Raw genomic sequence first — 18995 nt, 5'->3', positions numbered from 1 at the left:
GGGAGAGGAGTATCTGGAGAGCTTGCGTGATGGGCGCGAGATCTACGTCTATGGAGAACGGGTGGAGGATGTAACGACCCATCCTGCTTTCCGCAACGCCGCGCGCATGATCGCACGCATGTACGACGCGCTACACGATGAATCCAACGAAAATCTCCGCACAGAGACCGACACTGGCAACGGCGGCTTCACCCACCCGTTCTTCAAGGCCTCCAAGAGCGCCGAGGATCTCGTACGGGCGCGGGACGCCATAGCGGAGTGGGCAAGGGTGGGCTACGGGTGGTTGGGCAGAAGCCCGGACTACAAAGCCAGCTTCCTCGGGACGCTCGGGGCCAACTCGGACTTCTACGATCCCTACCAGGAGAACGCGAAGAACTGGTACAAGAAGGCCCAGAACAACGTCCTTTACTGGAACCACGCCATAGTCAATCCACCCGTGGACCGCAACCTTCCGCCCGATGAGGTCGGCGACGTCTACATGCACGTAGAGGAAGAGACGGACAACGGGCTCATCGTCAGCGGTGCGAAGGTGGTTGCGACTGGATCGGTCCTCACCCACTACAACTTCATCGCTCACTACGGGCCGCTACCGATCAAGAAGAAAGAGTTCGCACTCATCTTCACGGTCCCCATGGATGCCAAGGGCGTGAAGTTGATCAGCCGCCCCTCCTACGAGTACGACGCGGCCGTGATGGGAAGTCCGTTCGACTACCCGCTTTCGAGCAGGCTGGACGAGAACGATGCGATCTTCATCTTCGACCGGGTGCTCGTTCCGTGGGAGAACATCTTCGTCTACGGAGACGTGGACAAGGCCAACAATTTCTTCCCGCTCTCGGGCTTCATACCTCGCTTCACCTTCCACGGCTGCACCCGCATAGCGGTCAAGCTGGACTTCATAGCGGGACTTCTCCTGAAGGCCGTCGAGGCGGCGGGCACCAAGGACTTCCGGGGCGTCCAGGCTCGCGTGGGCGAGGTGCTGGCCTGGCGCAACCTCTTCTGGGCGATAACCGATGCCATGGCTCGCAATCCCGATCCGTGGAACGACGACTATGTCCTACCCAACATGGACGCGGGGCTTGCCTACCGGGTCTTCGCACCGATGGCCTACCAGAAGGTGAAGAGCATCATACTCGATGATGTCTCTAGCTCGCTCATCTACCTGCCCTCGCATGCGAGGGACTTGAAGAACCCGGAGACGCGCAAGTATCTGGACAAGTTCGTCCGTGGATCCAACGGCTACAGCGCCGAGGAGCGTATCAAGCTGATGAAGCTGCTCTCGAACGTTGTGATCAGCGAGTTCGGCGGGCGGCACGAGCTCTACGAGCGCAACTACGCCGGCAACCACGAAAACATCCGCATGGAGGTGCTCTTCACGGCGCTGGCGACCGGTCAGGCCGACCAGTACAAAGGCTTCGCCGAGCAGTGCATGGCCGAGTACGACCTCGACGGCTGGACGGTGCCGGATCTCATCAACCCGGACGACGTAAATCTCTTCCAGAAGAAGTAGCAAAGAGATCAACTGTCGCATAGGTAGCGGCGGCAGAAACCAGCAGGGAGAAAGGAGAGAGTAGATGGCGGAGTTCAAGGAACCGATCAACGACGTAGCGCAGCTGGCGCACGTCGAGATCCTCACCCCCAAGCCGGAGGAGACACTCTGGTTCTTCAAGGACCTGCTCGCCCTCGAAGAGACCGAGCGCGAGGGGCAGTCGGTCTACCTGCGGGCCTACGAAGACTTCTACCACCACACGCTCAAGGTCACCGAGTCGGACAAGGCAGGTCTGGGACACGTCGCCTGGCGCACGAGTTCCCCTCAGGCACTCGAGCGCAGGGTGCAGGCTCTCGAGGCCAGTGGCGCGGGCAAGGGATGGATCGACGGCGACAAAGGCCACGGTCCGGCTTACCAGCTCACCACCCCGGACGGACACCCGATGGAGCTGTTCTGGGAGGTCGAGTACTACGAACCTCCGGAGGATATGAAGACGGAGCTCCTGAACAGGCCTCAGAAGCGCCCGCTGCGCGGCATCCCGGTGCGCCGACTGGATCACGTAAACCTCCTGGTCAGCGATGTGACTCCCAACAAAGAGTTCTTCATGGATCAGCTCGGATTCCGACTGCGGGAGCACATCGTCTTGAACGACGGATCCGAGGCCGGAGCCTGGCTCAGCGTGAGTCCGCTGGTACATGAAGTAGCCGTCATGGGTGATCGGACGGGAGCGAAGGGCCGGCTGCACCACATCTGCTACTGGTATGGCATCCCCCAGCACAACTCCGACATCGCCGACGTATTCTCCGAGTACGGCATCCAGATAGAAGCCGGCCCCGGAAAACACGGCATCAGCCAAGCCTGGTTCATGTACGTCTTCGAGCCCGGCGGGAACCGCGTCGAGCTCTTCGGGGACGCGGGGTACCTGATCTTCGACCCCGACTGGAAGCCTGTGACGTGGCGCGAGGAGAACCTGGAGAAAGGGATCATCTGGTACGGTTCGCCGCTTCCGGCGGAGTACTTCCTCTACGGAACACCCCAGGTGGAGGCGGAGAAACTGCAAGAAGCCAGGCAGTAACACAAACCATCGTGGTGGGGAACCGGACGGGTTCCCCACCGTCCACCAGGATACTGGCAGGATAAACGAGGAGGACATCCATGCCGAAACTCAACAGATCCGAATACTACGATCTGACCCGAGACATGAACTGGAAGCTCAAGTACGTGGACGAGAAGGAAGCCTTCCCCGAGGAACTCTCCGGCAACAGCGGCGTTCCGGCGGAGGAGTGGCACAAGTGGGACGAGCCTTACAAGCTCACCTACCGTGAGTACACGCACACCCAGGCCGATAAGGACACCACCACCTACTCGGTCAAGAACGCGATCGCTCGCTCTCACCTCTTCGATCACGTGGATGCCGGGTGGAAGTCGGCCATCATCGCTCACTACGGTGCCATAGCAGTCCCCGAATACACCGCCTCCATAGGTGAGGCACGCATGGCTCGTTTCGGTAAAGCGGCGGCCTGGCGCAACATGGCTACCTTCGGTGCGCTGGACGAGACCCGGCACGGCCAGATCCAGCTCTTCTTCCCGTACGGGCTGCTGGAAAACAGCCCCAGATACGACTGGGCTCACAAAGCTTTCCACACCAACGAGTGGGGGGCGATAGCGGCGCGTCACCTCTTCGACGACATGTTCACGGCCAACGATGCCCTGAGCACCGCGATCCAGCTCACCTTCACCTTCGAGACCGGGTTTACGAACTTGCAGTTCCTCGGCATGGCAGCGGACGCCATGGACGTGGGCGACGTGGAGTTCGGGTCGCTGATCTCCAGCATCCAGACCGACGAGGCCCGGCACTCCCAGCAGGGTGAGCCGACGCTCAAGATCCTGGTCAAGAACGGCAAGAAAGAAGAAGCCCAGAAACTCGTCGACACCATGTTCTGGCGCAGCTGGCGGATATTCTGCCTGCTGACCGGCCTGTCCATGGACTACTACACACCGCTTGAGCATCGTTCGATGTCGTTCAAAGAGTTCATGCAGGAGTGGATCGTCAAGCAGTTCATGGATCAGTTCCGTGATCTGGGCATGGAGAGGCCGTGGTACTGGGATACGTTCCTGGACGAGCTCGACTGGTACCACCATGGGCTGCACCTGGGGGTCTGGTTCTGGCGGCCGACGGTCTGGTGGAGCCCGGACGGTGGTGTCTCGCCGGCCGAGCGTGAATGGCTGGAAGCCAAGTACCCGGGGTGGAACGACACCTTCGGCAAGTACTGGGATGTGATCACGGAGAACATCCGCAACGGAACAGCGGAGAAGACGCTGCCTGAAACCCTGCCTCTCATCTGCAACATGTGCCAGATCCCGATCATAACCCCCTCGGATCCCAAGCAACGTCACATAGCGCCTTACACCCTCGATCACGGCGGACGGCGCTATCACTTCTGCTCCGAGCCCTGCAAGTGGATCTTCGAGCAAAACCCCTCGCGTTACGCCGGGCACAAGACGGTCGTGGATCGGTTCCTGGCGGGCGAGATCCAGCCACCCAACCTCGAGGGCGCCCTGGCTTACATGGGCATAACACCCGAAGTGGCCGGGCAGGACGCAGAAGACTACGCCTGGGCCAGGGTTACGGCCGGGGTGAAAGGCTAAAGCTCCGTAGAGCTCAGAGAGGTGTGGTGGGACGCACGTCCCATCACACCTCCCCCAAACAAAGGAGGAAAAGCATGGCGATGGTTCCGCTCACGGCGGCCTTCAGAGGGGATTTCGTAGTCCAGTTGGTGCCTGTAGAGGATACCGACACCATCGACCAGGTGGCGGAGAAGGTAGCAGCGCACGCGGTGGGCCTCAGGGTGGCGCCGAAGGATGCACCGATGGAAGTAATCTTCAAGGAAGAAGTTTTGCCCTCCGAAAACACGGTGGCCGACGCAGGCATAGGTCCGATGGATTTCGTAGAGGTGCGCTACGCAGATGAGTAGCGAGGCCACGCTGAAGTGGGTCGAGGTAGCTACCCTGGATGACCTCTGGGAGGGAGAGATGATGGATGTGGAGGTCGACGGGGAGGAAGTGCTCCTGGTCCACCTCCCTGGGGGTCGGGTCGTAGCCTACCAGGGCATCTGTCCGCACCAGGAGTATTCGCTGGTGGAAGGGGAACTCGACGAAGAGACGAACGTTCTGACCTGTGCCGCCCACGAGTGGCAGTTCGACGTGCGCAACGGAGAGGGCGTAAACCCCATCGGATGCCGGCTCTACCAGTACGAAGTCAAGGTGGACGAAGACGAGACGATACACGTGGGGTACCCCGAATCCGATCGGGAGCATCGCTACAACCGTTGTCGGGAAGAGGAGGAGTAGTGGACTTGAGTGAGAAGCTGGTCGGGCCCGTACTCAGCAACAGAGAGCTCTACGAGGCGGTGATAGAAGCCGCCGAAGTGGACAACCCTGGGGTCAGGCTCATCACCGAGGATCGCGGAGGCTACATGCGGGTTCAGGCGCCGCGCAGGCTCCGGATTACACAGAAGAGCCTCGAGGAAGCACTCGGAAGGCCCTTCAAGCTCTCCGAGCTCGAACCCTCGCTCTCCTCGTTTGGAGGAAGGATCCAGTTCGTGGGTGACGATGAAGTGGTCTTTTACCTCGACAGGGAGGATTGACGGTGGGCCGAAAGAGGAAGCGGCAGAAGACCTGGAGCCTGTATACCGAGCGGCGCAAACCGAGCGAGTACGAGATAGTAACCCACAAGCTCAACTACCACTTTCGGCGAGCCCCCGCTCCATTTGAGCTGAGCCCAGACGCCCCTCTGAATAAATGGTACCTCGAGAAGCGGGAAGGGTCCCCGTTTCAGGTCGACGATTGGGATGGGTTCCGCGATCCAGCGAGGCTGACTTACCGAGGCTACATAAAACGCCAACAAGAGCGTGAGATCTACCTCGACAACCTCATAGATGAATTCGAGCGTAAGGACCACTACGCCAGCCTCGATCCTGAATGGGTGAAGCTCCTCGAGAAACTCTACCTGCCCGGCAGGTTCTCAGGTCACGTGCTGCAGATGCTTGCGATGTACGTGAGCCAGATGGCACCATCCTCTTACATCACCATAGCATTCCACTTTCAGGGTGGAGACGAGATGCGCCGGGTTCAAAGAACAGCGTACCTCGCCAAGGCACTCTCCCTGGACCACTACGAAGGGCTTGCAGACAGCCAGAAATCCCGCCAGATATGGGAAGAGGACCCGCATTGGCAACCGATGCGGGAACTTCTCGAGAAGATGCTCGTCGCCTACGACTGGGGAGAGGCTTTCGCAGTGCTGGGCCTGGTAGCGAAACCCGCTTACGATACGCTGTTCAACGAGCAGTTCGCCGAGCTGGCACGCAAGAACGGAGACGAGCTTCTCGCCCTGATGGCGGAGGACTTCGAGCTGGATGCCCAGCGGCACCGTCAAACCGCCAAAGCGCTCGTAGAGTACGCCCTGCAGAACAAGGCGGAATTGCGGGATCTTCTCAACGAATGGACCGAGAAATGGACCCCGCTCGCCCGTCGAGCGATCGAGGAACTGAGCGGCTTTTTCGGTGAGGCTCCACAACCCATCGAGCCCGGGAAAGTGGCCGGTGCGGTCGAGCAACGTCTGAGAGCTTTCTGGGAAGAGTGTGAGCTGTCGGGGCAGGAAGAGGTGCATGCCTGATTACACCGTAAAGCTGGAGCCACATGGTCTCTCCTTCAAGGCACACGAAGGAGAGACCATCCTCAATGCAGCCCGGCGCGCTGGCCTCTGGCTCGCGTTCGAGTGCGGTTGGGGGGACTGCGGCACCTGCAAGCTCGCCCTCAAAGAGGGCGAGGTCGAGAACCTGTTTCCCGAAGCACCGGCGATCAAACCACAGGACGAGCGGCGCAACAGGATCCTCGTCTGCCAGTCCGCCGCCCGATCAAACCTCGTGTTGCAGGTAAAAAAGAAGGATCTGAACAGCCCACGCGAGGACCTGCCGACGAAGGATCATCGCGGAACTCTTGCGGCCAGCGAGGTGCTCGGGCCCGGCATCCAGCGCTTGAGCTTCACCCTCGAAGGTCCAGCAAACTTCATCCCGGGTCAGTACGCTATGGTGGAGCTTGCACCGAGGCTGCGACGAGCTTACCTCATCGCAAACCCACCCGGAGAGGAGAAGGTCGAGTTCATCGTCAGGTACAAGGAAGAGGGTGCGGCTAGCGAGCACCTCTTCGGGCTTGCGAACGGAGATCATCTCCCGATCGAGCTCCCTTACGGAGCCGACTATTACCGGGAGAGCAACCGAACGCCGGTATTGATAGCGTGCGGAGCCGGGGTGGCTTCCATTCTATCCATGTTGCGGTGGCTGAGAATGCAAGACGGACAGAGAGAGAAGCCGCGTTATGTCTTCTACGGTGCGCCCTCTCCTGAAGAGTTGGTACTGCTGGATGAACTGGAAGAACTCGCCGACCATCTGGGTGCAGAGCTGCTGCCGGCAATCGAGCACCCACACAGCGGCTGGAGAGGCATGGTGGGAACGGTCCAAAGAGTCATCGAGAACTCCCTGCCCACTCCCTGGGAGGAATATACCTTCTACGCCGCCGGACCATCATCCGCCGTGGATCCGGTCTCGAGCATGCTGAAGAACGCAGGCATAAGGGTGACGCGTATCCGCGCCGAGGGTTTTGGGCCGGGATCATAATGAGCAAAAAGTATGGCTACCTGCCACCCTCTTTGCGAAGATTGCCAGCGCGGACAGGCCGGAAGCCCCGGATCGACAACCTTTATCCGTGCCTTCAGTTAGACGACACCGCTCCCCCCGCGATGAGAGAAGCTTTTCTTGCCTGGGCCGGCAAGCTCGAAGGTGTGAGCGTACGTCCCACCGAGTTCTCGCTACCTGCAGATGCGTTGGTTCTGGAAGAGGAGCTGGCCAAAGGCAAACCTGAAGCGTTCATAGCGGGTCGGGAGTTTTCCATCGTCAGAGAGGAAGGGAGTGTTCAGCTAAGTCTGGATCCCGGGTGGGGACAAAAAGTTCTGGACAAGGGATGGGCCACCATACATCCACTCGCCCGCTATATGGCGGGTGCGTTACCGCCCCAGAGCATGATCGTCTACGCTCCCAGAGATAAAAAAGAGTTGAGGGTCATCCAAAAGATAGTGGAAGCCGCTTACTGGCATGCCCAGGGACGTGTCGAGGACATGGTGCTGCCTGACAGCGCCTGGTAAAGGAGGAGCTGGTGTGAAAGCAGCCGTTTACTACGGGCCGAGGGACATCAGAATCGACGATGTTGAAGAACCCCGGATAAACGCCCCGCACGAGATGCTGGTGAAGGTGAAGGCGACTTCTATCTGCGGCTCGGACCTGCACATCTACCGGGGATCTCTCGACGGGATAATGGAACGTGGCAAATCACGCATAGGCCACGAGCTCTCCGGGGAAGTGATCGAGGTCGGCGATGAGGTAGGCGACTTCGACCCAGGAGACCCGGTAACCATGGCTTACTCCGCCTCCTGCGGAGAGTGCTACATGTGCCGTGTCGGTCAGACCGCGCACTGTGAGACCACCCAGAAGGCGGTCTATGGGTTCGGCACGGCCTTCGGTGCCCTCAACGGGACTCAGGCAGAATACCTGGTCATACCCCATGCCGACGCTCACGCCTTGAAGGTGCCAGAAGGGCTCGCGGACGATGAGGTACTCACACTCTCCTGCAACCTGCCCTCGGCCCTGATCGCCAACCGCCTGGCGGATATCCAGCCTGGAGAGACTGTCGCGGTGGTGGGATTGGGACCCACGGGCATCATGTCCCTGGAGCTGGCGTTGAAGCGTGGACCGGGGAAGGTCTTTGCCTTCGAACCCGTTGCCCACCGGAGGGAGTACATCCAAAAGCGCTTCGGAGTGGAAGGGTTCGAGCCAGGAGGCGAAGGCGTCGAAGAGATCAGAGAGGCAACCGAGGGCCGTGGTGTGGACAAAGTCATAGAGGTGGTGGGCAGCCCCGAGAGCCTGCAATTGGCTCTAGACCTCGTCCGTCCCGGCGGCACGGTGGCTGCGATCGGAGTCTTCACCGCGGATCGATTCAACCTCAACCTCTCCGACGTATTCTTGCGAGACATCTCGCTGCACATGAACGGCTTCGCCAACGTCCAGCCTTATATGTGGGAAGCGGCGCGTCTGCTGTCGGAAGGGGTCGTAGACGTCTCAAAGCTCTTCACCCACCGCTTCACGCTTGCTCAGGCGGATGAGGCGTTTCGTGTGTTCGCGGACAAGGAGGACGGGGTGCATAAGGTCCTTATACAGCCGGAATGAATGAAGGAGGACGCAAATGCCGATGGTCGAGGTTATCCACTCCGCGGAAGACGAGCTGAAAATCGAGAGCAGGCGAGCCTTTGCACGCAGAGCACTGGAGATATTCCAGGAGGTTCTCGGAACTCCTCCGGGGAGGCTGCGGCTGTTCTTCTCGGAGGTCCCCCGTACACACACCATAGAGGGGCTTCTGGAAGAACAAAGCGCTGAGGATGACTAGACGGCCCGGGAGAATACAACTTCTTCCTGTCGCCCCCCACCCCCAATCAGCGGAGGCTCGCAAGCTGCAAGCCGCAGCGGAAGAGCGCGGGTTCGTGGTCTCCTGGACCCCGATAGAGCTCCCCGACGAATGGAAGCTCAGTTATCAGCGCTGGATACGGGAGAGAAGACATGCCGGGATCGGGAACCTGGGGCGGGCACTCGAGGTGCGGCTGACACCCAACATGCGGTTCGGCTGGGCGAAGAGCGTCATGGTGCTCGCTGCTCCCCACGCCTATCCGGATCCCGGCAAACCTTCCGACGGCCTCAGGATCGGACGTGTAGCGCGAAAGTTCTGGGTGAGGGAACCAGATCCATTCTTCCTGAAACGTCTCCTGGAGCCACACATCGAGGCGCTGAAGGATCTCGCCAGCCAACTCGGGCTGCGCACGCGGGACTATGTGGATCAGGGGCCGCTGCCGGTCAACCTCTACGCCATCCGCTCAGGGCTTTTCTGGCGAGGCCGCAACGCGATGCCCAACAGTCAGATGCTCGGTACCCGCGTTACTCTCGCCTGCCTCCTGACGGATGTACCTGTCTCTCTCCCTCCCCAGCACCCCGACAGGTGCGGCAGCTGCAGGAGGTGCGTCTCTTCCTGCCCTACTGGTGCCTTACTGGGCGACAGGAGGGTTGACCTGAACCTATGTATCTCCTACTGGACGACACGTCATGAAGGACTCATCCCCGTCGAATTATGGTCCTCGATCGGCGACTGGTTGTTCGGCTGCGATGTCTGCCAGGACGTCTGTCCCTGGAATTGGAAGGCTGAAAGAGCGGGTTGGTTCTGGGAAGGATTTCATGCCGACTCCGACCTTGCGCACCCCGATCTCATCAACCTGCTGACCTCCTCCGAAGGCGAATTCGCCCGCATGTACGCGGGCAGCCCCTTCGAACGAGCGGGGCGTGCACGCCTGGCCCGCAACGCGTTGGTCCTGCTGGCGAACACGGGAAACACGGACCACCTGCCGCTGGTGGAGGTGGCAGCGCAGGATGCGAGCCCGTTGGTACGTGCGACAGCAGCCGAGGCGCTGGTCCGTTTGGGCGGCGTAGCCGAGGTAGAGGGGTTGCTCAGGGACCCCGACCCCCGGGTCAGGAACGAAGCTCGCCGGGCGCTGGAAGAAAGCGACATGAAGTAGGCCCGGATCATCGTGTGAACAACGCTTTGATAGCAGGGCAACAGGTGCCCGAATATGTAGAATGGAACCAAGCAGACCCGAAGAGAAAGAGGTGAACCGGGACGATGTCCGCAGACGGCAACAAACTCTACCAGAAGACAGAGGTGGTCGGCACTTCCGAGGTCAGCTTCGAGGATGCGATCGCCAGGGCGCTCGAGCGCGCCCGGAGAACCATCCACCACGTACGGTGGTTCGAGGTCGTCGAACAACGCGGCCGTGTCGATGACGGCAGGATCGAGTTTCAGATCACGCTAGAGATCGGATCCGAGGTAGAAGAAAGTCCTTGAGTCGTCGCGGGTTCGGCGCGTACAACGGAGCGTCGTGCCCCGGGCAGACCGCATGCCGCCGCGGGCCCGGGAAGACCGTAGATGTTCGTAGAGGGTCCTTCTCGATCCTCTGTACAGGCAGGAGCAAGGTATCAAGACCATGATAAAAAAGTTACTCGTTGCCAACCGAGGCGAGATCGCCATCCGGGCCTTCCGGGCGGCCTACGAGCTGGGTATCCGCACGGTCGCCGTCTACACCCCGGACGACCGCAGCTCCCTGCACCGTCAGAAGGCGGACGAGGCGTACGAGATCGGCGAACCCGGCCATCCGGTAAGGGCCTATCTGGATATCGAGGTTCTGGTTCAGACTGCTCTCCAGGTCGGTGCGGACGCGATCTACCCCGGGTATGGATTCCTCTCCGAGAGCGCCAAATTCGCCAGAGCGTGCGAGGAAGCGGGGATAGTGTTCGTGGGTCCTCCCGCTGATGTGCTCGAGCTCACCGGCGACAAGCTGCGGGCGCGTCACGCAGCACGCCGAGCGGGCATTCCGGTGCTCGAGGCTTCAGAGGCCGTTGCGGGGCCGGAGGAGGCTCTCGCCGCGGCCGAAGAGATAGGTTATCCGGTCTTCGTGAAGGCCGCTGGCGGGGGTGGAGGTAGGGGACTGCGCACGGTCAGGGATCCCGCCGATCTGCCGGGAGCCGTAAATACCGCCATGCGGGAGGCAGAGGCTGCGTTCGGCAACCCGACGATCTTTCTGGAACAAGCCCTGGAGCGCCCCCGACACATAGAGGTACAGATCCTCGGGGACGCCACCGGCGAGGTGATCCACCTCTTCGAGCGTGACTGCTCGGTGCAGAGGCGACACCAGAAGGTGCTCGAGATGGCGCCTGCGCCGAACCTGTCCCCGGAGCTGCGCGAGAGGCTGTGCGAGGATGCGGTACGTTTCGGGCGGACGGTCGGCTACAGAGGGGCGGGGACGGTGGAGTTCCTCCTCGGTGAGGACGGGAGATACGCCTTCATCGAGATGAACCCCAGGATACAGGTCGAGCACACCGTCACCGAAGAGACCACCGATGTAGACATAGTGAGTGCCCAGCTGCGCCTGGCCGGTGGGGAGACGCTCGAAGAGATCGGGCTCGTCCAGGAGAAGATCGTGCAGCGTGGGGTGGCCCTGCAGTGCCGCATCACTACGGAAGATCCGGCGCAGGGCTTCAGGCCGGACACCGGCAAAGTCTCTGCTTACAGGACGCCCGGTGGGGCTGGCATACGTCTGGACGATGCGGGGACCTACGCGGGAGCCGAGATCAGCCCCTACTTCGACTCCCTTCTGGCCAAGCTCACGGCCCGTGGAGCGGATCTGCTGACCGCGTCCCGCAGGGCCAGGCGTGCTCTGGCCGAGTTCCGCGTGAGGGGCGTGGCTACCAACACGGCTTTTCTGAGAGCGGTCCTCAAGGACCCCGACTTTCTCGCGGGTCGTTTGAGCACATCCTTCATCGACGAGAGGCCGCACCTCACCACGGTCTCCACGGGACAGGACCGCGCCAGCCGTCTTCTGGATCTGCTCGCGGACGTGACCGTCAACCGGCCCCACGGCGAACCGCCCGACACACCCGACCCGCGTATCAAGCTGCCTCCGCTCCCGGAGGGAGAGACGCCACCGGGATCACGCCAGCGCCTGCAGCGGCTCGGTCCGGAAGGATTCGCCCGCTGGCTGCGCGACACGCCCACGCTTCTGGTGACCGACACCACCATGCGTGATGCGCACCAATCGCTCTTCGCCACCCGGATGCGCACCTTCGACATACTCGCCGCGGCGCCTCACGTATCCCGGCTCATGCCGGAGCTCCTCTCCTGTGAGGTATGGGGTGGGGCGACTTTCGACGTGGCGCTCAGGTTTCTGCACGAAGATCCATGGGAGAGGCTGGCCCGTCTGCGGGAGGCGATACCGAACATCTGCCTGCAGATGCTTCTCAGGGGGCAGAACATAGTCGGTTACACTCGCTATCCCAAAGACGTCATCAGAGCCTTCGTCGAAGAAGCCCACGCCACCGGACTGGACATCTTTCGCATATTCGACGCCAACAACGACGTTTCGCAGATGAGGGCGGCGATCGACGCGGTACTGGAGGCCGGGGCTCTGGTGGAAGGGTGCCTCTGTTATACGGCGGATCTCTCCGACCCGGGCGAGAGGCTCTACACCCTCGATTATTACCTCAGGGTGGCGCAAGAGCTGGTCGAAAGCGGAGCTCACATACTGTGCATAAAGGACATGGCCGGCCTCCTCCGCGCTCCCGCAGCGCGCAAACTGGTTGCGGCCCTGCGTCGGGAGTTCGAGCTACCCGTTCACCTGCACACGCACGACACATCGGGCGGACAACTGGCCACCTATCTTGCGGCCATAGAAGCAGGAGTGGATGCCGTAGACGGAGCAGCCGCTCCCATGTCTGGCATGACCAGCCAGCCCAACCTCGCCGCCATCGTAGCGGCCACGGATCATACCGAGAGGGCCACCGGACTCTCGCTCGAATCCCTGGGAGACCTGGAGCCTTACTGGGAAGCGGTGCGTACCCTGTACGCACCCTTCGAAGCGGGTCTGCGTTCCCCCACCGGAACGCTCTACCGGCACGAGATCCCCGGCGGGCAGCTCTCCAACCTGCGTCAGCAGGCGATAGCGCTGGGGCTCGGGGATCGCTTCGAGGAAGTGGAAAGATACTACGAGCGCTGTGACAAGATACTGGGGAGGCTGGTGAAGGTAACCCCTACGAGCAAGGTGGTGGGAGATCTGGCCCTTTACCTGCTCTCTGCGAACATAGACCCGGACGATTTTGCCAGAGATCCAGCCTCTTACGATCTTCCGGAGAGCGTCATAGGATTTCTGCGTGGAGATCTCGGCAAACCTCCCGGCGGATGGCCGGAGCCCTTGCGTTCGCGGGCGCTCGAAGGGAGAGATCCGGTCTCTTCCGAGACGAAGCTCCCCGAGGAGAGCCGGGCCGCTCTCGAAGACGGGGATCGCCGCTCGGCACTCAGCCACCTGATGCTTCCGGGGCCAGCCCGGGAGTACGAACGAGCCCAGGAACGCTACGGTGACGTCTCGGTAGTCCCCACGAAAGCGTTCCTCTACGGGCTGGAACCGGCGAAGGAGCTATCCGTGGATCTCGAGCCCGGTGTAAGGCTCTACATCCAGCTGGAAGCCATAACAGAACCCGACGAGCGTGGCATAAGGACCCTCCACATTACTCTGAACGGTCAGAGTCGGCCCGTAGATGCGCAGGACCGCTCACTCAAGCCCGAGACGCCGGTGCGCGAGAAGGCCGATCCATCCAATCCGTGCCACATCGCCGCCACCATGACCGGGGTGGTGACGATCATGGTCGAACAAGGGCAGAACATAAAAGAAGGAGAACAGATAGGCGCGATCGAAGCCATGAAGATGGAGAGCGCCATAAGGGCGCCATCGGGAGGGAGGATAGCGCGGCTCGCCGTCACCTCCGGAACGAACGTCGAACCAGGGGATCTTCTCGTCGTACTCGAAACCTGATGCGGTCCTCACAGAAGAGCAAACCCGTCTCCGAGCGCCTCGTCCGCTCTGGAGCTTGACGTTGAAGGCTGGCTGAAGACAAAAATAAAGAGCCGACGAGCGGACTCGAACCGCTGACCTGCTCATTACGAGTGAGCTGCTCTACCAGCTGAGCTACGTCGGCACCTTGCGGGGTGCGAGTATATCGCACCTCGGCCGATGTGTCGAAACTCCCCCCTCCCTCATCCCCGCGGCGGCTTCTGCTGCACCTTATCTGCCAGAACACCCCGCATCGGCCGGTTTTGTTCTTCGAGAATATCGGAGGCTTCCCGGGCGGCACGCCTCACCATGGGAGCCAGAGCCCTGAGTTCGCTGTCGAAGCGTCGAGCGGAGGTGGAGATGCCGATCGCTCCCCGGGTACGGCCGTCCCGGTCCAGTATCGGTACGGCTATGCAGCAAAGGTTTTCCGCGAACTCTTCCACGTCGATGGCCAGCCCCCGGACCATCACGCCCCGCAGGTGGTCCTCCAGATGGCGCTTCTCGGTTATGGTCCTGGGGGTGAATTTCTCCAGCCCGTAGCACTCGACGTACTCTTCTATGCCATCCGGTCCCGCCCCGGCTATGAGCACCTTTCCGAGAGCCAGAGCATGCGAGGCGCCGTGAAAGCCCCGAACCACACCCACCGGAGGGCTCTCCGGCGGGGACTTTACCTGCGCCACGGTCACCTGTCCACCGTCGAGAACTCCCAGGTAAGCGTGGCGCCCGCTCCTCATGGCCAGCTCCTCTATGACCGGCTCCACGGAGGTCTCCAGAAACCTCCCGGTGGCACGTCCGTAGAGAAGGGGTATGGCCGGCCCGAGCCTGTAGCCGCCGCAACGCGGCAGCTTCTCCAGGTATCCTTCATCCACCAGGATCCCGAGCAACCGGTAGCAGGTCGAGAGGCTGACGTCGAGCTCGCGGGCGATCACCTTCGCGGTCACCCTCTCCCTGCGACTCACGAAGTCGAGGATCTCGAACATCCTCCGGGCCCCCCGGAACCCACCCCCGGCTCCTCTGCTTCCCAGCCTGTTTTGAGGTGCAGCCTCAAAGACCAAGACCACTTACCCCCTTTCCTGCAGGATAATCTACCCCACACACGTCGACCAAGCCCCCGGCACGAATGATTTTCGCACAATATTAGAAAACGCTCCGCTTGCAACTTGATTGACATCTTCCGGAATATATATTCGGCTCAAAGAAAGCAAGAAAGGAGGAGTGGTGTACGAGAAGGATGGTGAGAAGTACTTCGTGGTGGACGGGCACGTCCACTTCTGGGACGGCAGTCCGCAGAACTGGCGCAACGTCCACGGCCAGCAGTTCATCGAGTGCTTCCACGACTACCAGACGGCGCTGAGCCCCGAAGAGTACAAGTGGCCCATAGAGGAGTTCTACAAGTACTCTGAGGAGAGGATCCTGCACGATCTCTTCGAGGTGGGCTACGACGACAAGGCGATCTTCCAGCCGACCTACCTCACGGACTTCTACAAGAACGGGTTCAACACCACCGAGCAGGACGGGGTGCTGGCGGAGAAGTACCCGGACAAGTTCATCGTCAACGGTGCTTTCGACCCCAGAGACGGCGAGGAGGGGCTCAGGGAGCTGGAGCGGCTCGCGGAGAGGTACAACCTCAAGGGCGTCAAGCTCTACACGGCGGAGTGGAAGGGGCGCTCGAAGGGTTGGAGCCTCAAGGACGACTGGGCCAAACGTTATCTGGAGAAATGTGTCGAGCTGGGGATAAAGAACATCCACGTTCACAAGGGCCCGACGATCCGGCCTCTCAATCGTGACGCCTTCGACGTGGCCGACGTGGACGACGTGGCCTCTGAGTTCACCGACCTCAACTTCATCGTCGAGCACGTGGGGCTGCCGAGGCTGGAGGACTTCTGCTGGATCGGGACGCAGGAGCCCAACGTCTACGGGGGGCTCGCGGTGGCCATTCCGTTCATCCACACCCGGCCGCGCTACTTCGCCCAGATCATCGGGGAGCTGCTGTACTGGCTGGGGGAGGACAGGATCACTTTCGGCAGCGACTACGCCATCTGGCAGCCCAAGTGGCTCATAGAGGAGTTCGTGGACTTCCAGATACCGGAGGACATGCAGGGCGAGTACGGCACGCTCACCCCGGAGATAAAGAAGAAGATCCTGGGGCTCAACCTGGCCGGGCTCTACGGCATAGAGGTACCGGAGGAGCTGAAGCTAAAGGGCGCTCACTCGGGCACCGGTCCTGTTGGGAGCGACGCCGAGCCCGTCGCGCCGTGAGCGAGATTCGGGAATCGGAGGTCCTGGACGCCCTCTCGGGCGTCCGGGACCCCGAACTGGACGAGCCGATCACCAACCTCGGGTTCGTCTCGCACGTAGAGCGGGATGAAGGAACGGTCCGCCTGAGGCTCAGGCTCCCCACCTACTTCTGCTCGCCCAACTTCGCCTACATCATGGCCGAGGACGCCAAGAGGGCGCTCATCTCGCTGCCGCGGGTGGAGCGGGTCGAGGTCGTCCTCGAGGAGTTCCACGTCGCCCAGGAGATAAGCCGTGGGGTGGAGAGGGACGAGGGCTTCGACCGGGCGATGGCCTCCTTCTCCGACGAGACGACCGGGGAGGACCTGGACGCCGTACGCGAGACCTTCCGCAAGAAAGCCTTCGTCCGTCGCCAGGAGATCCTCTGCCGCACCCTGCTCTCCCGGGGCACAAGCCCGCGGGAGCTTGCGCACATGCGCCTCGGCGACGTCCCACCCTGCCCGGAGCTCGAGGTATACCTGGAGCGCAGGAGGGAGCTCGGGTTCGACCTCTCCCCCTCTTCCCCGCTCCTCTTGAGCGCGAGCGGGGATCCCGTCCCCGAGGAAGCCGTGGTCGAGCACCTGAGGAAGGCGCGCCTGACCAGGATAAGCCTGGAGAGCAACGGCGCGCTGTGCAGTGATCTGCTCCAAGCGAGGTACGGGAGAAAGGAGAAGAGCAGCGCATGAAGGCAGCCCGGCTGCACGAGTACGATGAAAAGATAGGTACGAAGCCCCTGAAGGTGGAGGAGGTCGAGGATCCCAGGGTAGAGGGCCCCTTCGACGTGATCGTACGCATCGGGGCCGCAGGGCTCTGCCGCACCGACCTGCACATCATCGAGGGCCAGTGGAAACCCATCCAGGATCCCGACGGCACCCTCCTGCCGTACATCCCGGGCCACGAGAACGCCGGCTGGGTCGAGGAGGTGGGCTCGGCGGTCACCAACGTCCAGCCCGGAGACACGGTCATCGTCCACCCCCTGATAACCTGCGGGTTGTGCCGGGCGTGCCGGGCCGGCGACGACATGCACTGCGAGAACGCCGCCTTCCCCGGGCTCTCCACCGACGGGGGCTTCGCCGAGTACCTGAAGACCAGCGCCCGCTCGGTCGTCAAGCTCGACCCGAGCCTGCACCCCAGGGACATAGCCGCGCTCGCCGACGCGGGCCTCACCGCCTACCACGCGGTGAAGAAGGCCGCCCCCCTGCTCTACCCCGGCACCCACGTGGTCGTGATAGGCTCAGGAGGTCTCGGGCACATCGGCATCCAGACCCTCAAAGCGCTCACCCCCGCCGGGGTGATCGTGGTCGACCCCTCCGAGAAGGCGCTATCTCTTGCAAAAGAGATAGGCGCGGATGAGACGGTAAGGGTAGAAGACGGCTACGTGGAGAAGGTGCTCGAGATGACCGACGGTGGCGCGGAGGTCGTCATCGACTTCGTCGGGGAGAGGGGCGCCGAGAAGGACGCCTGGAAGATGACCCGTCAGGGAGGGTCCCACTTCGTCGTCGGCTACGGCGGGGTGGTCGAGGTACCAACCATAGACATCATCTCCACCGAGCGCAGCATCGTGGGCAACCTCGTCGGCACCTACAACGACCTGGCCGAGCTGATGGAGCTCACCGCCCAGGGCAAGGTGAAGCTGCACACCAAAACCTACCCCCTGGAAGAGGTGAACTCCGCCATAGCCGACCTCAACGAGGGACGCCTGCAGGGGAGAGGTATCTTGATCCCCTGATGTTCCCCGGTACCGGTGAAGCGCGGAGCACGTCCAGAAAGACGTGCTCCTTTCTCATGAGCGCTCCCCGACCCCGTTCAGCAGGATGTCGTTCTTCAACAGCGAGGCTACGCTCGTCACGTACCGGGTCATCTCACAGATCGCCTCCAGCGTACGCCCGAACTCCGCCACGGCGGCGGTGTTGGCCTCCAGGCCCCGGACGACCTCCTCCAGGCGCCGCTCCACCTTCTCCAGCGCCTCCCGCTGTTCCGCCACCTCGGCCTCCAGAGCATCCAGAACCCCGCGCCGGCCGCCCGCTCCCTCTCTCACGCCGAGCGCCTCGTTGAGGTCGTAGAGGGCCGAGACGAGCAGGCTCTGCCGCGCAAGCAGGGTGCCTGTGGTCTCCCGGGAGAACGCCTCGTTCACCCGTTCCAGGCTCTCCCGCATCTCCCGCATTGCTTCGAGCAGCCGCCCGTTCTCCTCCCGGAACTCCTCCGGGTCCGGAAGCGGATGCCTCAACATCCTCTTCACCGCCTCCGTCCCCATCCCCTCCATGTGGAGCTCCCTGACCACCCGAACCCTCTCGAGACCCTCCTCCGATACCTCGATCCTCCCGGCTCGCCGCATGTGCGGTATCGAATATTCCCTGAGGTAACGGTAGAGCGTCGGCCGCGGAATCCCCAGCAGCTCCGCAACCTCTTCGACAGAGTAAGACAAGCCCCCTCCCGCTTATCACCGAGATATTTTCACAGACCCTTCAAGCCGTAAGAAACTCTAACACGTGATGACCGACGTATCATCACGCAATACTGCACCTCACAATAAGCTTTACTATCCATGTTTCCAATATCTTGTGGTGATTATCTGTCGGTGATCCGATCTCTGGTGCGTAGAGTGGTTTTCTCACCCGCTGAAAATCGTGCTACGGGTGTTGAAAACGAGCTGCGTGCGCCCGATACTCCGTACTCGTTGAAGCGGCGATTCAGGTTCGCTGACGA

General features: G+C 61.7%; 19 protein-coding genes and 1 tRNA gene. 17 read left to right on the top strand and 3 right to left on the bottom strand.

The annotated features are described in order from the left end of the window. From AC6EKW_RS11830 to AC6EKW_RS11765, 14 genes are all read left to right on the top strand, one after another. On the top strand, window positions 1–1507 hold a 1507-nt coding region (locus AC6EKW_RS11830), incomplete at its 5' end, for a 4-hydroxyphenylacetate 3-hydroxylase N-terminal domain-containing protein (RefSeq protein WP_498514485.1). 64 nt (window positions 1508–1571) lie between these two features. Then, on the top strand, window positions 1572–2561 hold the full coding sequence (locus AC6EKW_RS11825; protein ID WP_273888518.1) for a catechol 2,3-dioxygenase: 990 nt from the start codon (window positions 1572–1574) through the stop codon (window positions 2559–2561). An 80-nt stretch (window positions 2562–2641) separates the two neighbouring features. Further along, window positions 2642–4135, top strand: coding sequence for an aromatic/alkene/methane monooxygenase hydroxylase/oxygenase subunit alpha (locus AC6EKW_RS11820; protein ID WP_273888517.1), 1494 nt, complete (start codon window positions 2642–2644; stop codon window positions 4133–4135). A gap of 74 nt (window positions 4136–4209) precedes the next feature. Next, entirely contained in the window at window positions 4210–4461 is a 252-nt protein-coding gene (locus AC6EKW_RS11815; RefSeq protein ID WP_273888516.1) for a toluene-4-monooxygenase system B family protein, read from the top strand. Beyond that, window positions 4454–4837, top strand: coding sequence for a Rieske 2Fe-2S domain-containing protein (locus tag AC6EKW_RS11810; RefSeq protein ID WP_273888515.1), 384 nt, complete (start codon window positions 4454–4456; stop codon window positions 4835–4837). The genes AC6EKW_RS11815 and AC6EKW_RS11810 overlap by 8 nt, the downstream gene beginning before the upstream one ends. 5 nt (window positions 4838–4842) lie before the next feature. After that, the gene (locus AC6EKW_RS11805; protein ID WP_273888514.1) at window positions 4843–5133 is read left to right on the top strand and encodes an MmoB/DmpM family protein; all 291 of its coding nucleotides are present in this window, start codon (window positions 4843–4845) and stop codon (window positions 5131–5133) included. Window positions 5134–5135: 2 nt separating this feature from the next. Continuing rightward, on the top strand, window positions 5136–6161 hold the full coding sequence (locus AC6EKW_RS11800) for an aromatic/alkene monooxygenase hydroxylase subunit beta (RefSeq protein WP_273888513.1): 1026 nt from the start codon (window positions 5136–5138) through the stop codon (window positions 6159–6161). Beyond that, window positions 6154–7161 carry a 2Fe-2S iron-sulfur cluster-binding protein gene (locus AC6EKW_RS11795; RefSeq protein WP_273888512.1) on the top strand — a complete coding sequence of 336 codons (1008 nt, stop codon included), beginning with the start codon at window positions 6154–6156 and terminating at the stop codon, window positions 7159–7161. The genes AC6EKW_RS11800 and AC6EKW_RS11795 overlap by 8 nt, the downstream gene beginning before the upstream one ends. Before the next feature lie 206 nt (window positions 7162–7367). Then, window positions 7368–7685 carry a luciferase domain-containing protein gene (locus AC6EKW_RS11790; RefSeq protein ID WP_498514484.1) on the top strand — a complete coding sequence of 106 codons (318 nt, stop codon included), beginning with the start codon at window positions 7368–7370 and terminating at the stop codon, window positions 7683–7685. Between the two features lie 13 nt (window positions 7686–7698). After that, window positions 7699–8763 (top strand): alcohol dehydrogenase, encoded by a 1065-nt coding sequence (locus tag AC6EKW_RS11785; protein ID WP_273888510.1) that lies wholly within the window; start codon window positions 7699–7701, stop codon window positions 8761–8763. A 16-nt stretch (window positions 8764–8779) separates the two neighbouring features. Beyond that, window positions 8780–8980: a tautomerase family protein gene (locus AC6EKW_RS11780; RefSeq protein WP_498514483.1), complete on the top strand. Its 201-nt coding sequence runs from the start codon at window positions 8780–8782 to the stop codon at window positions 8978–8980. Between the two features lie 94 nt (window positions 8981–9074). Further along, window positions 9075–10154, top strand: coding sequence for an epoxyqueuosine reductase (locus tag AC6EKW_RS11775; protein WP_498514482.1), 1080 nt, complete (start codon window positions 9075–9077; stop codon window positions 10152–10154). A 104-nt stretch (window positions 10155–10258) separates the two neighbouring features. Continuing rightward, on the top strand, window positions 10259–10480 hold the full coding sequence (locus tag AC6EKW_RS11770) for a dodecin (RefSeq protein ID WP_273888506.1): 222 nt from the start codon (window positions 10259–10261) through the stop codon (window positions 10478–10480). 139 nt (window positions 10481–10619) lie between these two features. Continuing rightward, window positions 10620–13997, top strand: coding sequence for a pyruvate carboxylase (locus tag AC6EKW_RS11765; protein ID WP_498514481.1), 3378 nt, complete (start codon window positions 10620–10622; stop codon window positions 13995–13997). 90 nt (window positions 13998–14087) lie between these two features. On the opposite strand, the gene AC6EKW_RS11760 is transcribed toward AC6EKW_RS11765, so the two are convergent. Continuing rightward, window positions 14088–14160 (bottom strand) — tRNA-Thr (locus AC6EKW_RS11760). Between the two features lie 58 nt (window positions 14161–14218). Then, window positions 14219–14995, bottom strand: a complete 777-nt coding sequence (locus AC6EKW_RS11755; RefSeq protein WP_498514480.1) for an IclR family transcriptional regulator — start codon at window positions 14993–14995, stop codon at window positions 14219–14221. Between the two features lie 238 nt (window positions 14996–15233). Here AC6EKW_RS11755 and AC6EKW_RS11750 point away from each other — a divergent pair, with 238 nt between their 5' ends. Genes AC6EKW_RS11750 through AC6EKW_RS11740 form a run of 3 tightly spaced genes read left to right on the top strand, consistent with a single transcriptional unit; the run spans window position 15234 to window position 18018 of the window. Beyond that, a complete protein-coding gene (locus AC6EKW_RS11750) occupies window positions 15234–16274 on the top strand; it encodes an amidohydrolase family protein (RefSeq protein ID WP_498514479.1) in 1041 nt (346 codons plus the stop codon). Continuing rightward, entirely contained in the window at window positions 16271–16975 is a 705-nt protein-coding gene (locus AC6EKW_RS11745; RefSeq protein WP_498514478.1) for an iron-sulfur cluster assembly protein, read from the top strand. Before AC6EKW_RS11750 ends, AC6EKW_RS11745 begins: the two co-directional genes overlap by 4 nt. Beyond that, window positions 16972–18018, top strand: coding sequence for an NAD(P)-dependent alcohol dehydrogenase (locus tag AC6EKW_RS11740; RefSeq protein WP_498514477.1), 1047 nt, complete (start codon window positions 16972–16974; stop codon window positions 18016–18018). The genes AC6EKW_RS11745 and AC6EKW_RS11740 overlap by 4 nt, the downstream gene beginning before the upstream one ends. A gap of 54 nt (window positions 18019–18072) precedes the next feature. Here AC6EKW_RS11740 and AC6EKW_RS11735 read toward each other — a convergent pair whose 3' ends face one another. Then, entirely contained in the window at window positions 18073–18714 is a 642-nt protein-coding gene (locus AC6EKW_RS11735; protein ID WP_498514476.1) for a MerR family transcriptional regulator, read from the bottom strand. Window positions 18715–18995: the final 281 nt, after the last annotated feature.

This window comes from Rubrobacter sp. M3-4, assembly GCF_059772285.1.
This window is presented reverse-complemented; position numbering and strand designations above follow the sequence as displayed.

Coding starts and splice junctions, on each gene's coding strand:
- AC6EKW_RS11825 (WP_273888518.1), top strand. CDS start 1,572: ATGGCGGAGTTCAAGGAACCGATCAACGACGTAGCGCAGCTGGCGCAC.
- AC6EKW_RS11820 (WP_273888517.1), top strand. CDS start 2,642: ATGCCGAAACTCAACAGATCCGAATACTACGATCTGACCCGAGACATG.
- AC6EKW_RS11815 (WP_273888516.1), top strand. CDS start 4,210: ATGGCGATGGTTCCGCTCACGGCGGCCTTCAGAGGGGATTTCGTAGTC.
- AC6EKW_RS11810 (WP_273888515.1), top strand. CDS start 4,454: ATGAGTAGCGAGGCCACGCTGAAGTGGGTCGAGGTAGCTACCCTGGAT.
- AC6EKW_RS11795 (WP_273888512.1), top strand. CDS start 6,154: ATGCCTGATTACACCGTAAAGCTGGAGCCACATGGTCTCTCCTTCAAG.
- AC6EKW_RS11780 (WP_498514483.1), top strand. CDS start 8,780: ATGCCGATGGTCGAGGTTATCCACTCCGCGGAAGACGAGCTGAAAATC.
- AC6EKW_RS11770 (WP_273888506.1), top strand. CDS start 10,259: ATGTCCGCAGACGGCAACAAACTCTACCAGAAGACAGAGGTGGTCGGC.
- AC6EKW_RS11765 (WP_498514481.1), top strand. CDS start 10,620: ATGATAAAAAAGTTACTCGTTGCCAACCGAGGCGAGATCGCCATCCGG.
- AC6EKW_RS11755 (WP_498514480.1), bottom strand. CDS start 14,995: ATGTTCGAGATCCTCGACTTCGTGAGTCGCAGGGAGAGGGTGACCGCG.
- AC6EKW_RS11740 (WP_498514477.1), top strand. CDS start 16,972: ATGAAGGCAGCCCGGCTGCACGAGTACGATGAAAAGATAGGTACGAAG.